Raw genomic sequence first — 14,654 nt, forward strand, 5'->3', positions numbered from 1 at the left:
ACGGCCGTGGCACGCACGGTGTCTTGACAAGCTATTTACGAGCGTTTGGCCGCATTCCCGGTACGGTCTACATGTGTCAGCACAGCGGGGAAGCTCGGCAGTAGAAGCTGCCCATCGCTCGATCTACCCGAACATCGCGGGTGTGCCGTGGTGGACGGCTCTGCTCATCGCCGTCACCACCACCGCCATCGGGTACGGCATCGACGCGGGATCCGGCCACAAGCAGCTGACCAGCGTCTTCGCCGGGTTCTATATAGCCGGCTGCGTGGTGGCGGTGCTGGCCGTGCGCCAGGAGGGGCTGTTCACCGCGATCATCCAGCCGCCGCTGATCCTGTTCTGCGCGGTCCCGGGCGCCTACTGGCTGTTCCACGGCGGCCAGCTCGGCGGCCTGAAAGACCTACTGATCAACTGCGGCTACCCGCTGATCGAACGTTTCCCGCTGATGCTTGGCACCGCCGGCGGCATCCTGCTGATCGGCCTGGTGAGGTGGTACTTCGGGAAGTCCTACCGCCCGGGCGCCGCCGAAGGCACGGCCGACGCGACCGCCCACCCGGCGGGCGCGAAGTCCTTCTTCCTCAGCGGCGTCGGCGAAAAATTGAACTCCCTGCTCGGCGTCGCCGCGCCGTCGCACGAGGGCGCAGACGACGACGGCGAGGCTTCGGCCGACGCGAAGCGGGACCGTTCGACGCGCACCTCGCAGCGACGGGCTCCCGCCACCGGCCGGGGGACAGGCAACGGGCGGGCCGGCACCCGCTCCGCCCGCGCCGGCTCCCGGCACACCCGCCCGTCGCTGGACGACGACCAGGACCCCGCGGCCGAGCCCCGGCGCCGCCGGCGCCCGGCGCCACCCCGCGATTTCGATCCCGCCGACGACCCGCGCCGGTCGCGCCGGCGGCCAAGGCCGCAGGATGATTCGGACCCGCGCGGCCAGTCGCCACGCCAGGGCCGCGAGCGCGGCTACCGCGAACCTTACGAGCGCTCCGCGCCGCGCAGCGGCCGCTTCGACGGCTACAACAGGTACGAGTCCGGAGGGGCGAGGCGGTTCGCCCCGTACGAGGGATACGACCCCTACGACGCGCCTTCGGAGCCGCGCCGCCGTCGGCCCACACCGAACGGGACCAACGGCTCGGGCCCGACGCACCACCCGATCTCGCAGGTTCGGTACCGCGGTTCGGGCCCGGACGAGGAGCGCACGGAACGCCCCAGCCGGCCGCGGGCACACGGCCGCTCGCAGAGCCCGTCGCGGGCGGATTCCAGGGAATACGACGTCTAGCTGGATTCCAACAGCGATCGGATCTCGCGGGGCAGCGCGAATACCAGCGTCTCCTGCGCCGTCGTGACCGGCTGCACCACGCCGTAGCCGTGTTCGGCGAGCCGCTCCAGCACCCCGCGCACCAGCACCTCGGGCACGGACGCCCCCGACGTCACACCGATCGTCGTGACGCCCGCCAACCATGCCGGGTCGATGTCGTCGGCCCAGTCGACCAGGTACGCCGCCTGCGCTCCGCCGCCCAACGCCACCTCGACCAGCCGCACCGAGTTCGACGAATTGCGCGACCCCACGACGATGACCAGCTGGCACTCGGGGGCCATTGCCTTGACCGCGACCTGCCGGTTCTGCGTGGCGTAGCAGATGTCGTCGCTGGGCGGGTCCTGCAGCTTGGGGAACCGCTGCCGCAGCCGCTCGACGATCTCCATGGTCTCGTCGACCGACAGCGTGGTCTGCGACAGCCAGACCACCTTGTTCTCGTCCCGGACGGTCACGTCGTCCACCGACGCGACGCCGTCGACCAGCTGCACATGGTCGGGTGCCTCCCCCGCCGTGCCGATGACCTCCTCGTGACCCTCGTGGCCGATCAACAGGATGTCGTAATCGTTGCGGGCGAAACGCCGGGCCTCGTTGTGCACCTTGGTGACCAGCGGGCAGGTGGCATCGATGGTGTGCAGGTTGCGCGCGGCGGCCGCGGCGTGCACCGTCGGCGCCACGCCGTGCGCGGAGAACACCACGATGGCACCCTCGGGGACCTCGTCGGTCTCCTCGACGAACACCGCGCCCGCCTTTTCCAGCGTGCCGACCACGTGCCGGTTGTGCACGATTTCGTGCCGCACGTAGACGGGGGCGCCGTGCTTCTGCAGGGCGCGCTCCACCGTCTCGACGGCACGGTCCACCCCCGCGCAGTAACCGCGCGGCTCCGCCAGCAACACCCGCTTACCGATCGGATCGTTGGCTACCGAGCTGGACGCGCCGGGAATCCCCATGTCGACTGTCGGCGGCATGACGTCCAGCGTACTTTCCACCGACACGGGCCCGCCAGCTCGCGCCGGTGGGCTTGGCGTTAGCCGCGGCTTAAGGCAATCTTGGACCCATGGCTACGGCACCGTATGGAGTTCGGCTACTGGTCGGGGCGGCTGCGGTCGCCGTCGAGGAGACGATCAGGCTGCCGAAGACGATCCTGATGTACCCGATGACGTTAGCCAGTCAGGCGGCCCACATCGTGATGCGGTTTCAGCAGAATCTGGCGGAGCTGGTGATCAAGGGCGACAGCACCTTGGAGTCCATCTTCCCGCCCAGGGACGAGAAGCCGGAATGGGCGACGTTCGACGAGGACCTGGACGACGCGATCGACGGGGCCGCCGCCATCCCCGCGGAGCTGCCCGACGGCGCCGGCGGCGATCGCCGGGCCGAGGGGCGGTTCGCCCTGTACTCCGTGGCCGACGCCGCACAGGACGCCGGCGCGCCGGCCAAGCCGCCACGGCAAGCCAAGGAGTCGGTGCCCGAGCCCCCGGTGGCGGCCGAGCTCGACTATCCGACGCTGACGCTGGCGCAGCTGCGGGCCCGCCTGCAATCGCTGGGTGTCGACGAGCTCGAGGCCCTGCTCGCCTACGAGCAGGCCACCAGGGCCCGCGCTCCGTTCGAGACGCTGCTGGCCAACAGGATCACCCGCGCGACCGCGAAGTGACCCGACCGGCGAACTCGGAGGCGAACTCGGCCGAGAACCCCTATCCGGTTCGCGCAGTGGCGATCCGGGTCGCCGGCTGGATCGACAAACTGGGCACCGTGTGGGTGGAGGGGCAGCTGGCCCAGATCAACCTGCGGCCCGACTCCAAGACCGTGTTCATGGTGCTGCGTGACCCGGCCGCCGACATGTCGCTGACCGTGACCTGTCCGCGTGACTTGGTGCTGAGCGCCCCGGTGAAGTTGACCGAGGGTACCCAGGTCGTCGTCTGCGGCAAGCCGTCGTTCTACACCGGCCGCGGCACGTTCTCGTTGCGCCTGTCCGAGATTCGTGCCGTCGGCATGGGCGAGCTGCTGGCGCGCATCGAGCGGCTGCGCCGCCTGCTGGACGCCGAAGGACTCTTCGACCCTCGGTTGAAGCGACCAATCCCGTTCCTGCCCAACATGATCGGCCTGATCACCGGTCGCGCCAGCGCAGCCGAGCGCGACGTGACGACGGTCGCCGCCGCGCGCTGGCCCGCGGTGCGGTTCGCCGTGCGCAACACCGTCGTGCAGGGACCCAACGCGGTCGTGCAGATCGTCGAGGCGCTGCGCGAACTCGACCGCCACCCGCACGTCGACGTGATCGTGGTGGCCCGAGGGGGCGGCAGCGTCGAGGATCTGCTGCCGTTTTCCGACGAGACGCTGTGCCGGGCCATCGCGGCCTGCCGCACCCCGGTGATCAGCGCCGTCGGCCACGAGCCCGACAACCCGCTGTGCGACCTGGTGGCCGACCTGCGCGCGGCCACCCCCACCGACGCCGCCAAGAAGATGGTGCCGGACACCGCCGCCGAGCAGCGGATGGTTGCCGACCTGCGCCGGCGCAGCGCCCAGGCGCTGCGCAACTGGGTCTCCCGCGAGCAACGAGCCCTCACCCAACTGCGCAGCCGCCCGGTGCTCGCCGAACCTCTGAGCGCCCTGAGCGCCCGGGCCGACGAGATCCACCGGGCGCGCTCGGCGGCCCGCCGCGACATCACCCGGCTGATCGCGGCCGAGACCGAGCGGGTGGGCCATCTGGGCGCCCGGCTGGCCACCCTGGGCCCGGCCGCCACCTTGGCCCGCGGCTACGCTGTCGTGCAGGCGGTCGCCGCGGGCGACGGCACCGCCGAATCGCTGCGGGTGCTGCGCTCGGTGCACGAGGCACCCGCCGGCGCCCGGCTGCGGGTGCGGGTTTCCGACGGCGCCGTCGCCGCGGTGAGCGAAGGACTGACCGATGGTCACTGACGACGAGGACGGCGCGGCCCGACAGGTGACGCCCATTAGTCAATTGGGGTACGAGGCCTGCCGCGACGAGCTGATCGATGTCGTGCGGCAGCTCGAGCAGGGCGGCCTGGATCTCGATGCCTCGCTAAAGCTGTGGGAAAGAGGCGAAGAGCTGGCGAAACGGTGCGAGGAGCACTTGGCCGGCGCCCGCCAGCGAGTCGAGGACGCACTGGCGGCCGGGCAGTCCGAGGGCGGCTGAATGACGTTGTCCCGCCCCGTACGACAGCAGACGTTTTATCGAATTGGAACACGTTTCAGTTATGCTTCCAGCCATGGGTGATTCATCTCTGACGACCGAATTGGGTCGCGTCCTGGTCACCGGGGGTTCGGGGTTTGTCGGCGCCAACCTGGTGACCACGTTGCTCGACCGCGGACATCGGGTGCGTGCCTTCGACCGTGCCCCCTCCCCGGTGCCGCCGCATCCGCAGCTGGAGGTGTTGCAGGGCGACATCACCGACGCGGCGGTCTGTGCCACGGCGGCGGACGGCATCGACACGGTCTTCCACACCGCGGCGATCATCGAGCTGATGGGTGGCGCATCGGTGACCGACGAATACCGCCAGCGCAGCTTCGCGATCAACGTCGGCGGCACCGAAAACCTCGTTCGCGCCGGGCAGGCCGCGGGCGTGCAGCGATTCGTCTACACCTCGTCCAACAGCGTGGTGATGGGCGGGCAGAACATTGCGGGCGGCAACGAGACGCTGCCCTACACCACTCGGTTCAACGATCTCTATACCGAGACCAAGGTCGTCGCCGAACGATTCGTGTTGTCCGAGAACGGTGTTGGCGGCATGCTGACGTGCGCGATCCGTCCCAGCGGTATCTGGGGCCGCGGCGACCAGACGATGTTTCGCAAGCTGTTCGAGAGCGTGATCGCCGGGCATGTCAAGGTGCTGGTCGGCCGCAAGTCCGCCCGGCTGGACAACTCCTATGTGCACAACCTGATTCACGGTTTCATCCTGGCCGCGCAGCATCTGGTGCCCGGCGGCACCGCACCCGGTCAGGCGTATTTCATCAACGATGACGATCCGATCAACATGTTCGAATTCGCCCGGCCGGTCGTCGAGGCCTGCGGCGTGAACTGGCCGCGGGTGCGGGTCAACGGGCCCTTGGTTCACGCGGCCATGACGGCCTGGCAGCGATTGCACTTCCGGTTCGGGATACCGGCGCCGCTGCTCGAACCGCTCGCCGTCGAACGACTGTATCTGGACAACTACTTCTCGATAGCCAAGGCGACGCGAGACTTGGGCTATCGGCCCCTGTTCACCACCAAGCAGGCCCTCGACGAGTGCCTGCCCTACTACTTGGACATGTTCGCGCAGATGAAGCGACAGCTCGAGCCGGCGGTGCGTTAAGTCAGTCGCGCGGTGAGGAATTCGACGACCCGCTTGCGGGCTTCGTAGGCGGGGTGGCCGTCCACCTCGCGAACCTCGGTGGTCAGCACCGAATGTGCCGCCTTGGTGAAGCCGTGCGCGTTGCCCGGGCTCGAGTCGATCTCGATCACCTCGAACGCGTCGCCCAGCCGCTCCTTGAGCACCGCGAACCGTTCGGCCGGCACCACCGGATCCTCGCTGAACCGTAAACCCATGGCGCACAAGCCTTGACCGGTCGCGCGATCGGCAACGGTGGCCAGCTCCGCCTCGCTCAGGCCCGGGTCGCGCCGGCGGGCGCGCCCCAGCGGCAGCGGCACCGACGGCTGGGAAAGCACCGGGGCCAGCACGCTGTCGTCCACGGCGGCGGCCAGCGCGAAGCCGCCGGTGAAGCACTGTCCGATCACGCCGACGCCCTTGCCGGGTGTGGACGCGTTGAGGTCGCGGGCCAGCGCGCGCAGGAACAGCGACACCGGCCGTTGTTTGTTGGTCGCGAAGGCCGCGAATTCCCTTGCCACACATGCCCGTGTCAGGCTGGCCGCGATGGAGCTGGTCGTCTTGGCCCGGCCCGGCTCGCCAAACAGCGAGGGTATGGCGACGGTGAAGCCGTTGTCCACCAGGTGATTACCCAGGCCCAGCACGCCGGGGTGAATGCCCGGTATCTCGGGAATCAGCAGCACTCCCGGGCCGGTGCCCTTGCGGTAGACGTCGTGGGTGTATCCGCCGCCGGCGAACGGGGCCACGGCCCAGCCGGACAGGTCTGCTTCGGGTGCAGTCACGCGAGTCCCCGCTTTCGGTGGTCGGCTACCGGGATGCTAGCGGGCGCTGCGACTGGGTCGCCAGCGCCAGCGTACGAAACTGCTCAGTGTTTCCGGCGCCGGTGATCGCGATCTGGGTGGCGCCGGATGCCGCAGAGAGCCGCGCGGTCCACACCGGTTCGGTATCGGCGCCGCTTTGGCCGGCACCGCGGTACACCACCCAGGCGATGCCCGCGACGTCCACCGTCCCCGTGGGATACGCCGACGGGTGAATCGATCCGACCAGCTTGTCCTCGTCGGCGTTGCTCTGAGTCAGGCTCAGGTACATCCCGGTCGGGCTGATGTATCCCACATTCGAGGTGGTCGCGGTGACCCGCTGGCCGTCGGCCGTCCGCCCGTTCTGGATGCTGCCGCGGCCGCCGGAGTTGGCCTGCCAGCCGCCGGGCAATTCGGGCAGCCGGATCGGAAAGCCCAGCACCTGGGCGTCCGCCTGCAGCGCGGCGGGGGCGTCATAGGACGGGATGGTGCCGTGGGTCGAGCCGCCGGGCTCAAACGAGCACATCCCGACCAGGCCGGCCAGCACGACGCAGCCGATCAGCAACGGCACCAGCGACCAGAACATGTCGCGGCCGTCCTGCAACAGCCGGGATTTGGCGGGTCTGGCGACGGGAGTCGGCTCGCCGGCTGCATCGGCGTTCGGCTGCGGCTCCTCGGTCACCCCCTAAGTATCCCAGCCCGCGATCCGCAGCCGCAGCCCAGCTCCAGCGCACCGATCTGACTCTGGGACAATCAGCAACCATGACAGCTGAAGGCCAGGGCTCGTTGGGAGCCGGTTCGCCGGCCGCGGTGCGTCCGCGTCGAGAAGCACCCGACCGCAACCTCGCCTTGGAATTGGTGCGGGTCACCGAGGCCGGCGCCATGGCCGCAGGTCGCTGGGTCGGCCGCGGCGACAAGGAGGGCGGTGACGGCGCCGCGGTCGACGCGATCCGGGAGCTGGTGAGTTCCGTCTCGATGCGCGGCGTGGTCGTGATCGGCGAGGGCGAAAAGGACGAGGCGCCGATGCTGTTCAACGGCGAGGAGGTCGGCAACGGCGACGGCCCGGAGTGCGACTTCGCGGTCGACCCCGTCGACGGCACCACGCTGATGAGCAAGGGCATGCCCAACGCCATCTCGGTGCTGGCCGTGGCCGATCGCGGCGCCATGTTCGACCCGTCGGCGGTGTTCTACATGAACAAGATCGCCGTCGGCCCCGAGGCCGCCCACGTGCTGGACATCACGGCGCCGATCGCCGACAACGTCCGGGCGGTCGCGCGGGTCAAGGAGTTGTCGGTGCGCGACATGACGGTGTGCATCCTCGACCGGCCGCGGCACGCGCAGCTGATCGAGGACGTGCGCGCCACCGGGGCGCGCATCCGGTTGATCACCGACGGTGACGTCGCGGGCGCCATCTCGGCCTGCCGGCCGCATTCGGGCACCGACATGCTGGCCGGTATCGGCGGCACCCCGGAGGGCATCATCGCCGCCGCGGCGATCCGCTGCATGGGCGGGGCGATCCAGGCACAGCTGGCGCCCCGCGACGAACCCGAACGCCGCAAGGCCCTGGACGCCGGCTACGACCTGGACCAGATCCTGACCACCGAAGACCTGGTGTCCGGTGAGAACGTGTTCTTCTGCGCCACCGGTGTCACCGACGGCGACCTGCTCAAGGGCGTCCGGTACTACCCGGGCGGCTGCACCACGCAGTCGATCGTGATGCGTTCGAAGTCGGGCACCGTGCGCATGATCGAGGCCTACCATCGGCTGTCGAAACTCAACGAGTACTCCGCCATCGACTTCACCGGCGACAGTTCCGCCGCCTATCCCCTGCCCTAAACCCCGCCTCCCAAAAGCTAAGCACACCCCGACGAAGAGGACTAATTCATGGCCGTGGCCGCACAAGACGCCGAATACCGCATCGAGCACGACACCATGGGCGAGGTCCGGGTACCCGCGAAAGCGTTGTGGCGGGCGCAAACCCAGCGCGCAGTGGAGAACTTCCCGATCTCGGGACGCGGACTGGAGCGCACTCAGATTCGCGCGTTGGGCTTGTTGAAGGGCGCCTGCGCGCAGGTGAACAAGGATCTCGGCCTGCTGGCACCGGAGAAGGCCGACGCGATCATCGCCGCGGCCGCCGAGATCGCCGACGGCAAGCACGACGACCAGTTCCCCATCGACGTGTTCCAAACCGGTTCCGGCACCAGCTCCAACATGAACACCAACGAGGTGATCGCCAGTATCGCTGCGGCCAACGGGGTTACGGTGCATCCCAACGACGACGTCAACATGTCGCAGTCATCCAACGACACCTTCCCGACCGCCACCCACATCGCGGCCACCGAGGCCGCGGCGCGGCATCTCATCCCGGCGCTCGAGGTGCTGCACGAGGCGCTGGCGGCCAAGGCGATCGAGTGGCACACCGTCGTCAAATCGGGCCGCACGCACCTGATGGACGCCGTTCCGGTGACGCTCGGCCAGGAGTTCAGCGGCTACGCCCGCCAGATCGAGGCCGGCATCGAGCGGGTGCGCGCCACCCTGCCGCGGCTGGGTGAGCTGGCGATCGGCGGCACCGCGGTGGGCACCGGGCTCAACGCGCCCGAGGGATTCGGCGCCAAAGTCGTTGAGACGCTGGTCAACTGGACCGGGCTGAGCGAGCTGCGGCCTGCGGCGAACTCGTTCGAGGCGCAGGCCGCGCGTGACGGCCTGGTGGAGGCCTCCGGCGCGCTGCGCACCATCGCGGTCTCGCTGACCAAGATCGCCAACGACATCCGCTGGATGGGCTCCGGGCCACTGACCGGCCTGGCCGAGATCGCGCTGCCGGACCTGCAGCCGGGCAGCTCGATCATGCCAGGCAAGGTGAACCCCGTTCTGCCCGAGGCGGTTACGCAAGTGGCGGCGCAGGTGATCGGCAACGACGCCGCCGTCACCGTCGGCGGCCTGTCCGGCGCGTTCGAGCTCAACGTCTACATCCCGGTGATGGCCCGCAACGTCCTGGAGTCGTTCAAGCTGCTGACCAACGTGTCGAAGCTGTTCGCCGAGCGCTGCATCGTCGGGCTGAAGGCGAATGAGGAGCACCTGCGCGAACTCGCCGAGTCCTCGCCGTCGATCGTGACGCCGTTGAACTCGGCCATCGGCTACGAAGAGGCCGCCGCGGTGGCCAAGCAGGCGCTCAAGGAGAAGAAGACGATCCGCCAGACCGTCATCGACCGCGGCCTGATCGGCGACAAGTTGTCGATCGAGGAGCTGGACCGCAGGCTCGACGTGCTGGCGATGGCCCGGGTGAAGGAAGAGGTGAAGCCGTCATGACGGCACCCCCCGGCGGTCCGCAAGATCAGGGTCCCTACGGAGTGAATCCGTATGGGCAGCAACCACAATGGGGTTCCCCGCCGCAGGGGGGCCAGCCGCAGGGCAACCCTTACGCACCGCCCACCGGCCCCTACCCGTACCCGCCGCCGGGCGGGCCGTACCCGACCGGCGGCTATCCCCCACCGCAGTATCCCCAGGGCGGACAGCAGTTTCCCCCCGGGCCCTACCCGCCCGGGCCTCCCCCGGGTGGCTCGAGTTCGAAGCTGCCCTGGCTGATAGTCGGCGGCCTGATCCTGCTGGGCGTCGTCGCGCTGGTGGCTACCCTGATGGTGGTGCTGGGCCGCAACGACACCAAGTCACCGAGCGCAGCGCCGTCGCCGACGACCAGCTCGGCGGTGTCACAGCCGAACAACTCCGCGCAAACGGCCACCGATTGCACCCCGAACGTGTCCGCCGGTGCGCCGCCGACGGGCGACACCATCGCGGCCGGCAAGCTGTCGTTCCCCGCCAGCGCGGCGCCTGGCTGGACGCCGGGGGCGGACAACCAGAACCCGAACCTGATCGATGCCGTGGGTATCAGCCAACTCGTGCCCAACACCACCAACTGGGAGATGGCGGCCGAGGTCGCCGTGACCAATTTCGTGCCCAGCATGGACGTCAGCACGCAGGCGTCGAAGTTGCTGCAGTGCATCGCCAACGGTCCGGCCTACTCCTCGGCCTCGCCGACGCTCGGCCAGATCCGGACGTCGTCGATCACCATCGACGGGACCAAGGCCGCCCGGGCTGACGCGGACATCACCATCGCCGACCCCAGTATCAAGTCGAAGGGCGACTCTGTCACCGTCATCGCGGTCGACACCAAGCCGGTCACCATCTTCTGGGCCGCAACCCCGATCGGCGACACGGCTTCGGCGGCCGTCATCACGAAGGTGATCGGGGCGCTGAAAGTCAGCAAATGACAGGGCTTTTCGGTCAGCCCGGACCCGTGGGCGCCGAGATGTGGGTGGCCTCCGAACGCCCACGCAGCACGGTGGAATAGCACTCCGTCCAATGCCCTCGCTCGGCCTCGCCGGCTCCCTCGATGGCCGCCGCCGAGCACAGAATTCGCCGGTCTGACGTCTTGGCCAGGTCGGCCAGCCGCGCGGCCTCGTTGACCGCGTCGCCGATAACCGTATACTCATACCGGTTTTCGGCGCCGATGTTGCCGGCGAAGACACGGCCGGCCGAGACGCCGATGCCGAAGTCGACCACCGGCAGCCGGCGCAGCTGGATGCTCAGGGTGCGCGCCGTGGCCAGGGCCGCCGAGGCCGGCTCGCTCGTTCGCACCGGCGCCCCGAACACGGCCAGCGCGGCGTCGCCCGCGAATTTGTTGATCAGCCCGTCGTGTTCGTCGACGGCCTCGACGACGATGCGGAAGAAGTCGTTGAGCACGTCGGCAACCTCTTGCGGCGGGCGGCTTTCCGCGAGCCGTGTGGACCCGACCAGGTCGATGAAAAGCACCGCCGCCTCGACCACATCGCCGGACAGCGACGCGCCTTCTTCGATCGCGCGCTGGGCCACGTGAGTCCCGACGTGGCGGCCGAACAGGTCGCGCAGTCGATCGCGTTCGGCCAGCCCGGCCACCATCCGGTTGAATCCCGTTTGCAGACGGCCGATTTGAGAGCGCTCGTAGGCACTGACGTAGGTGCCGATGTGACCGTGCTCGACCTCCGACATCGCGGCGACGACCTCGCCGATCGGATCCGAGATGGAGCGCGACGTCAAAATCATCGTGGGCAACCCGAGCAGCAGGGTCGCCAGCGACACCACCAGGATCGGCACGTCCAGCGACGCGGACTTCTCGATCAGCCATCCGTACGAGCGCAGCACGACCAGCGTCGCGATCACCGCGATGGGCAGTGCGCTGCTCAGGAACCACAGCATCACCATGCGGGCGAACACACTCGGAACCGCCAGTCGCGGTTCGAGCCCCAGCGTCGCGGCGCCCATGATGGGGCGCAGGGTGCGCTGCGCCAGCAGCATCCCGGTGCCGGCGGCCGCGGGCGCGCCCAGCGCCACGCCGAGCGTCATCGGCAGCAGCCACGCCGCCCCGTCGTGACTGTTGAGCAACATCAGGATCGCCGCGGACAAACCCCAGGCCGCCAACAGGATCGCGGTTTGGCGGCCGGCGAGCTTCAGCGCGGCTTCGCGCTGTGCGGTGGTCGGCTCCTGGCCGGCGGCATACCAGCGCGCCGTGGAACGCAGGCTCAACGCGCCGGCGACCGCAACGCCGAGGACGGCCAGCGTGACGAGCACCAGAAACCGTGCCGTGTTCTGCTGCGCGAAGTCGACGCTCGCCGGATCGGAAGTGCGGGCGCGCAGCGGGACCAGGATGGCGGCCGCATCGACGACGGCGATCAGGTAGGACAGGGCGAGCGCGATCGCGTATTCGATCGCGAGCCTGCGCGCCGACTTTCGCCGCCCGCCGCCCCTACCACGGCTTGGCGCGGCCGCCATTCAGGCGCCGTTGTTCGGGCCACCGGAGTTCTGGCCCGGGATGTCGGTGATCGGGAAGTTGGGCATCGGCTTGGGCGAGGGCGTATTGGGCAGCGTCGGGATCTCCGCGGCCGGGATGTCGTGCAGGTCGTTGGCCGGCGGCCCGTTGTCCCGGCTGCCGTAACTGCTGCCCGGCGCCCGGGGCCCCAGCAGTTCGCTGACCGTCACCAGCCGGTAGCCGTTGGCCTTGAGCACTGGGATGAATTGGTAGACCAGATCGACGGTGCTCGAGTAGGTGTTGTGGAACAGCACCACCGAGCCCGGCTTGATGTAGGTCATCAACATGTATCGCGTCGCGGCGGTGTTCGAATCGTTGGCCCAGTCGAAAGGGATTACATCCCAGAGTATTTCGGCCAGCCCGTAGCGCGCGGCGGTCTGGCGCACCTCGGGAGTGGACAGCCCGCCGGCGGGCCGGTAGAGCGTTGGGGCCCGCCCGGTCGCCGCGCTGATCGCGTCGTTGGCCTTGCCGAACTGCCCGGCGATGTCCTCCGGCGGGATCGTCGCCATGTTGGGGTGTTCCCACGTGTGGCTGCCGATCTCCATGCCGGCGTCGGCGATGCGCTCGGCTCCGGCTGGGTTGGCCGCCACTTTGTTGCCGATCAGAAAGAAGGTGGCCTTGGCGTCGTCGTTCTTCAGGATCTGCAGCAGCCTGTCGTCGAACGGGCCCGGCCCGTCGTCGAAGGTCAGCGCCACACACTTGACCACCGCGCAGCTGGCGTTGTCGGCCCGCGTCACGTGCCCGGTGAGGCCGCCGATGACCAGCACCGCCCCGGCGGCGACGACACCGAACACGGTCCGCCAGTAGCGCCAGGCCTGGCTGTCGGGTCGTTTCGGCACGTAGAAAGCCTACCGCCGTCGGGTGTGCGGCCTCGGCGTCGCGGTGCGCCGGTGACTGTTGCGGTGCGCCCGGCAAGCACCCTCAGCGCGGCCCGGCGATCTCCTCGAGCATCTCGGTGACCAGGGCCGCGATCGGGGAGCGCTCGCTGCGCAGCAGGGTGATGTGCGCGAACAGCGGGTGGCCCTTTAGCTTCTCGATGACCGCCGCGACGCCGTCATGGCGCCCGACGCGCAGGTTGTCGCGCTGGGCGATGTCGTGGGTGAGCACCACCCGCGAACCGGTGCCCAGCCGCGACAACACCGTCAGCAGCACGTTGCGTTCCAGGGACTGCGCCTCGTCGACGATCACGAACGAGTCGTGCAGCGAGCGACCCCTGATGTGGGTCAGCGGCAAGACTTCCAGCATGCCGCGCGACAGCACTTCTTCCAGCACCGCCGGGCTGGCCAGCCCCTCGAGGGTGTCGAAGACGGCCTGCGCCCAGGGGCCCATCTTCTCGCTCTCGCTGCCGGGCAGGTAGCCCAGTTCCTGACCGCCGACGGCGTACAGCGGGCGGAACACCACCACCTTGCGCTGGGTGCGCCGTTCCAGCACTGCCTCGAGACCCGCGCACAACGCCAGCGCCGATTTGCCGGTGCCGGCCTTGCCGCCCAGCGACACGATGCCCACCGACTCGTCCAGCAGCAGGTCCAGCGCGACGCGCTGTTCAGCGGACCGCCCGCGCAGCCCGAACACCTCGCGGTCGCCGCGCACCAGCTGGACGCGCTTGTCGGCGTTGACCCGGCCCAGCGCATGCGAGCTGCCCCCCAGCAGCCGAATACCGGTGTGGCAGGGCAGGTCCCGGGCGTCGGTGAGGTCGATCTCGCCCTCGGCGAACAACATGTCGATTTCGTCGGCGGCGACCTCGATCTCCTGCATCCCCGACCAGCCGGACGCCACGACGTCCTGGGCGTGGTACTCGTCGGCGGCCAACCCGACCGCGGCGGCCTTCACGCGCAGCGGGATGTCCTTGCTGACCAACGTCACCCGCTTGCCTTCGGCGGCGAGGTTGGCCGCGCAGCTCAGGATCCGCGAGTCGTTGCTGTCGGTGCGGAAACCGGCCGGCAACACCGTCGGGTCGGTGTGGTTGAGCTCAACGTGCAGCGTACCGCCTTGCGCCCCAACAGGAATGGGCTGATCAAGTCGTCCGTGTTCCAGCCGCAGGTCGTCGAATAGACGCAACGCCTGGCGGGCAAACCAGCCCAGCTCGTGATGATGGCGTTTGGCCTCCAGCTCGCTGATCACCACCAGCGGGACCACTACCTCGTGCTCGGCAAACCGGCTGCACGCCCAGGGGTCGGACAGCAGCACGGAGGTGTCGATCACATAGGTCCGGATTTCGGTCACGAAGCGCTCCTCGTGCGGGGTAGGCCCGCGCGGACCCGCGCGTGCATGTCGGCGGGAACTGCGACACGAGGACCGGGGCCGGTCCTTCCCCTGCGATGACGGGAGGTGCCGCCCTGGCTGCAAAACATGACGCTAGCCATCGAGAACGACGCTACTCTCGTCGACGCTGC

The 14,654-nt window shown here is 69.2% G+C and carries 14 protein-coding genes; 8 read left to right on the forward strand and 6 right to left on the reverse strand.

From position 1 onward, the window contains the following. The first annotated feature begins 73 nt into the window (after window positions 1–73). Entirely contained in the window at window positions 74–1,273 is a 1,200-nt protein-coding gene (locus MSG_RS19500) for a DUF6542 domain-containing protein (protein ID WP_096442163.1), read from the forward strand. Here MSG_RS19500 and MSG_RS19505 read toward each other — a convergent pair. Then, on the reverse strand, window positions 1,270–2,277 hold the full coding sequence (locus MSG_RS19505; protein ID WP_096444682.1) for a 4-hydroxy-3-methylbut-2-enyl diphosphate reductase: 1,008 nt from the start codon (window positions 2,275–2,277) through the stop codon (window positions 1,270–1,272). The genes MSG_RS19500 and MSG_RS19505 overlap by 4 nt on opposite strands. A gap of 89 nt (window positions 2,278–2,366) precedes the next feature. Here MSG_RS19505 and MSG_RS19510 point away from each other — a divergent pair, with 89 nt between their 5' ends. The 4 genes from MSG_RS19510 to MSG_RS19525 all read left to right on the forward strand — a co-directional run bounded on the left by MSG_RS19510 (window position 2,367) and on the right by MSG_RS19525 (window position 5,613). Next, on the forward strand, window positions 2,367–2,960 hold the full coding sequence (locus tag MSG_RS19510) for a lipid droplet-associated protein (protein ID WP_096442165.1): 594 nt from the start codon (window positions 2,367–2,369) through the stop codon (window positions 2,958–2,960). After that, a complete protein-coding gene (xseA, locus tag MSG_RS19515; RefSeq protein WP_096442167.1) occupies window positions 2,957–4,219 on the forward strand; it encodes an exodeoxyribonuclease VII large subunit in 1,263 nt (420 codons plus the stop codon). The genes MSG_RS19510 and xseA overlap by 4 nt, the downstream gene beginning before the upstream one ends. Next, window positions 4,209–4,457, forward strand: coding sequence for an exodeoxyribonuclease VII small subunit (locus MSG_RS19520; protein WP_096442169.1), 249 nt, complete (start codon window positions 4,209–4,211; stop codon window positions 4,455–4,457). The genes xseA and MSG_RS19520 overlap by 11 nt, the downstream gene beginning before the upstream one ends. A gap of 61 nt (window positions 4,458–4,518) precedes the next feature. Then, window positions 4,519–5,613 carry a 3-beta-hydroxysteroid dehydrogenase gene (locus MSG_RS19525; protein WP_096442170.1) on the forward strand — a complete coding sequence of 365 codons (1,095 nt, stop codon included), beginning with the start codon at window positions 4,519–4,521 and terminating at the stop codon, window positions 5,611–5,613. On the opposite strand, the gene MSG_RS19530 is transcribed toward MSG_RS19525, so the two are convergent. Beyond that, on the reverse strand, window positions 5,610–6,407 hold the full coding sequence (locus MSG_RS19530) for a dienelactone hydrolase family protein (protein ID WP_096442172.1): 798 nt from the start codon (window positions 6,405–6,407) through the stop codon (window positions 5,610–5,612). The two genes, MSG_RS19525 and MSG_RS19530, sit on opposite strands and share 4 nt — an antisense overlap. Window positions 6,408–6,432: 25 nt before the next feature. Continuing rightward, a complete protein-coding gene (locus MSG_RS19535) occupies window positions 6,433–7,104 on the reverse strand; it encodes a DUF4245 domain-containing protein (RefSeq protein WP_096442174.1) in 672 nt (223 codons plus the stop codon). Window positions 7,105–7,184: 80 nt separating this feature from the next. Between MSG_RS19535 and glpX the strand changes: the two genes are divergently transcribed. From glpX to MSG_RS19550, 3 genes are read left to right on the forward strand one after another with little or no spacing between them, the layout of a single operon-like run. Then, the gene (glpX, locus tag MSG_RS19540; RefSeq protein ID WP_105886898.1) at window positions 7,185–8,258 is read left to right on the forward strand and encodes a class II fructose-bisphosphatase; all 1,074 of its coding nucleotides are present in this window, start codon (window positions 7,185–7,187) and stop codon (window positions 8,256–8,258) included. 48 nt (window positions 8,259–8,306) lie between these two features. After that, on the forward strand, window positions 8,307–9,728 hold the full coding sequence (locus MSG_RS19545) for a class II fumarate hydratase (protein ID WP_096442176.1): 1,422 nt from the start codon (window positions 8,307–8,309) through the stop codon (window positions 9,726–9,728). Further along, a complete protein-coding gene (locus MSG_RS19550) occupies window positions 9,725–10,687 on the forward strand; it encodes a hypothetical protein (RefSeq protein ID WP_096442178.1) in 963 nt (320 codons plus the stop codon). Before MSG_RS19545 ends, MSG_RS19550 begins: the two co-directional genes overlap by 4 nt. A 13-nt stretch (window positions 10,688–10,700) precedes the next feature. On the opposite strand, the gene MSG_RS19555 is transcribed toward MSG_RS19550, so the two are convergent. The 3 genes from MSG_RS19555 to MSG_RS19565 all read right to left on the reverse strand — a co-directional run bounded on the left by MSG_RS19555 (window position 10,701) and on the right by MSG_RS19565 (window position 14,484). Further along, window positions 10,701–12,224 (reverse strand): adenylate/guanylate cyclase domain-containing protein, encoded by a 1,524-nt coding sequence (locus MSG_RS19555; protein WP_096442180.1) that lies wholly within the window; start codon window positions 12,222–12,224, stop codon window positions 10,701–10,703. Beyond that, window positions 12,225–13,100 carry a polysaccharide deacetylase family protein gene (locus MSG_RS19560; protein ID WP_096442182.1) on the reverse strand — a complete coding sequence of 292 codons (876 nt, stop codon included), beginning with the start codon at window positions 13,098–13,100 and terminating at the stop codon, window positions 12,225–12,227. Window positions 13,101–13,182: 82 nt separating this feature from the next. Then, window positions 13,183–14,484: a PhoH family protein gene (locus MSG_RS19565; RefSeq protein ID WP_096442184.1), complete on the reverse strand. Its 1,302-nt coding sequence runs from the start codon at window positions 14,482–14,484 to the stop codon at window positions 13,183–13,185. Window positions 14,485–14,654: the final 170 nt, after the last annotated feature.

It is taken from the genome of Mycobacterium shigaense (genome assembly GCF_002356315.1).
In the GTDB taxonomy this organism is placed as follows: Bacteria; Actinomycetota; Actinomycetes; order Mycobacteriales; family Mycobacteriaceae; genus Mycobacterium; species Mycobacterium shigaense.

Coding starts and splice junctions, on each gene's coding strand:
- MSG_RS19505 (WP_096444682.1), bottom strand. CDS start 2,277: ATGCCGCCGACAGTCGACATGGGGATTCCCGGCGCGTCCAGCTCGGTA.
- MSG_RS19510 (WP_096442165.1), top strand. CDS start 2,367: ATGGCTACGGCACCGTATGGAGTTCGGCTACTGGTCGGGGCGGCTGCG.
- MSG_RS19520 (WP_096442169.1), top strand. CDS start 4,209: ATGGTCACTGACGACGAGGACGGCGCGGCCCGACAGGTGACGCCCATT.
- MSG_RS19525 (WP_096442170.1), top strand. CDS start 4,519: ATGCTTCCAGCCATGGGTGATTCATCTCTGACGACCGAATTGGGTCGC.
- glpX (WP_105886898.1), top strand. CDS start 7,185: ATGACAGCTGAAGGCCAGGGCTCGTTGGGAGCCGGTTCGCCGGCCGCG.
- MSG_RS19545 (WP_096442176.1), top strand. CDS start 8,307: ATGGCCGTGGCCGCACAAGACGCCGAATACCGCATCGAGCACGACACC.
- MSG_RS19550 (WP_096442178.1), top strand. CDS start 9,725: ATGACGGCACCCCCCGGCGGTCCGCAAGATCAGGGTCCCTACGGAGTG.
- MSG_RS19555 (WP_096442180.1), bottom strand. CDS start 12,224: ATGGCGGCCGCGCCAAGCCGTGGTAGGGGCGGCGGGCGGCGAAAGTCG.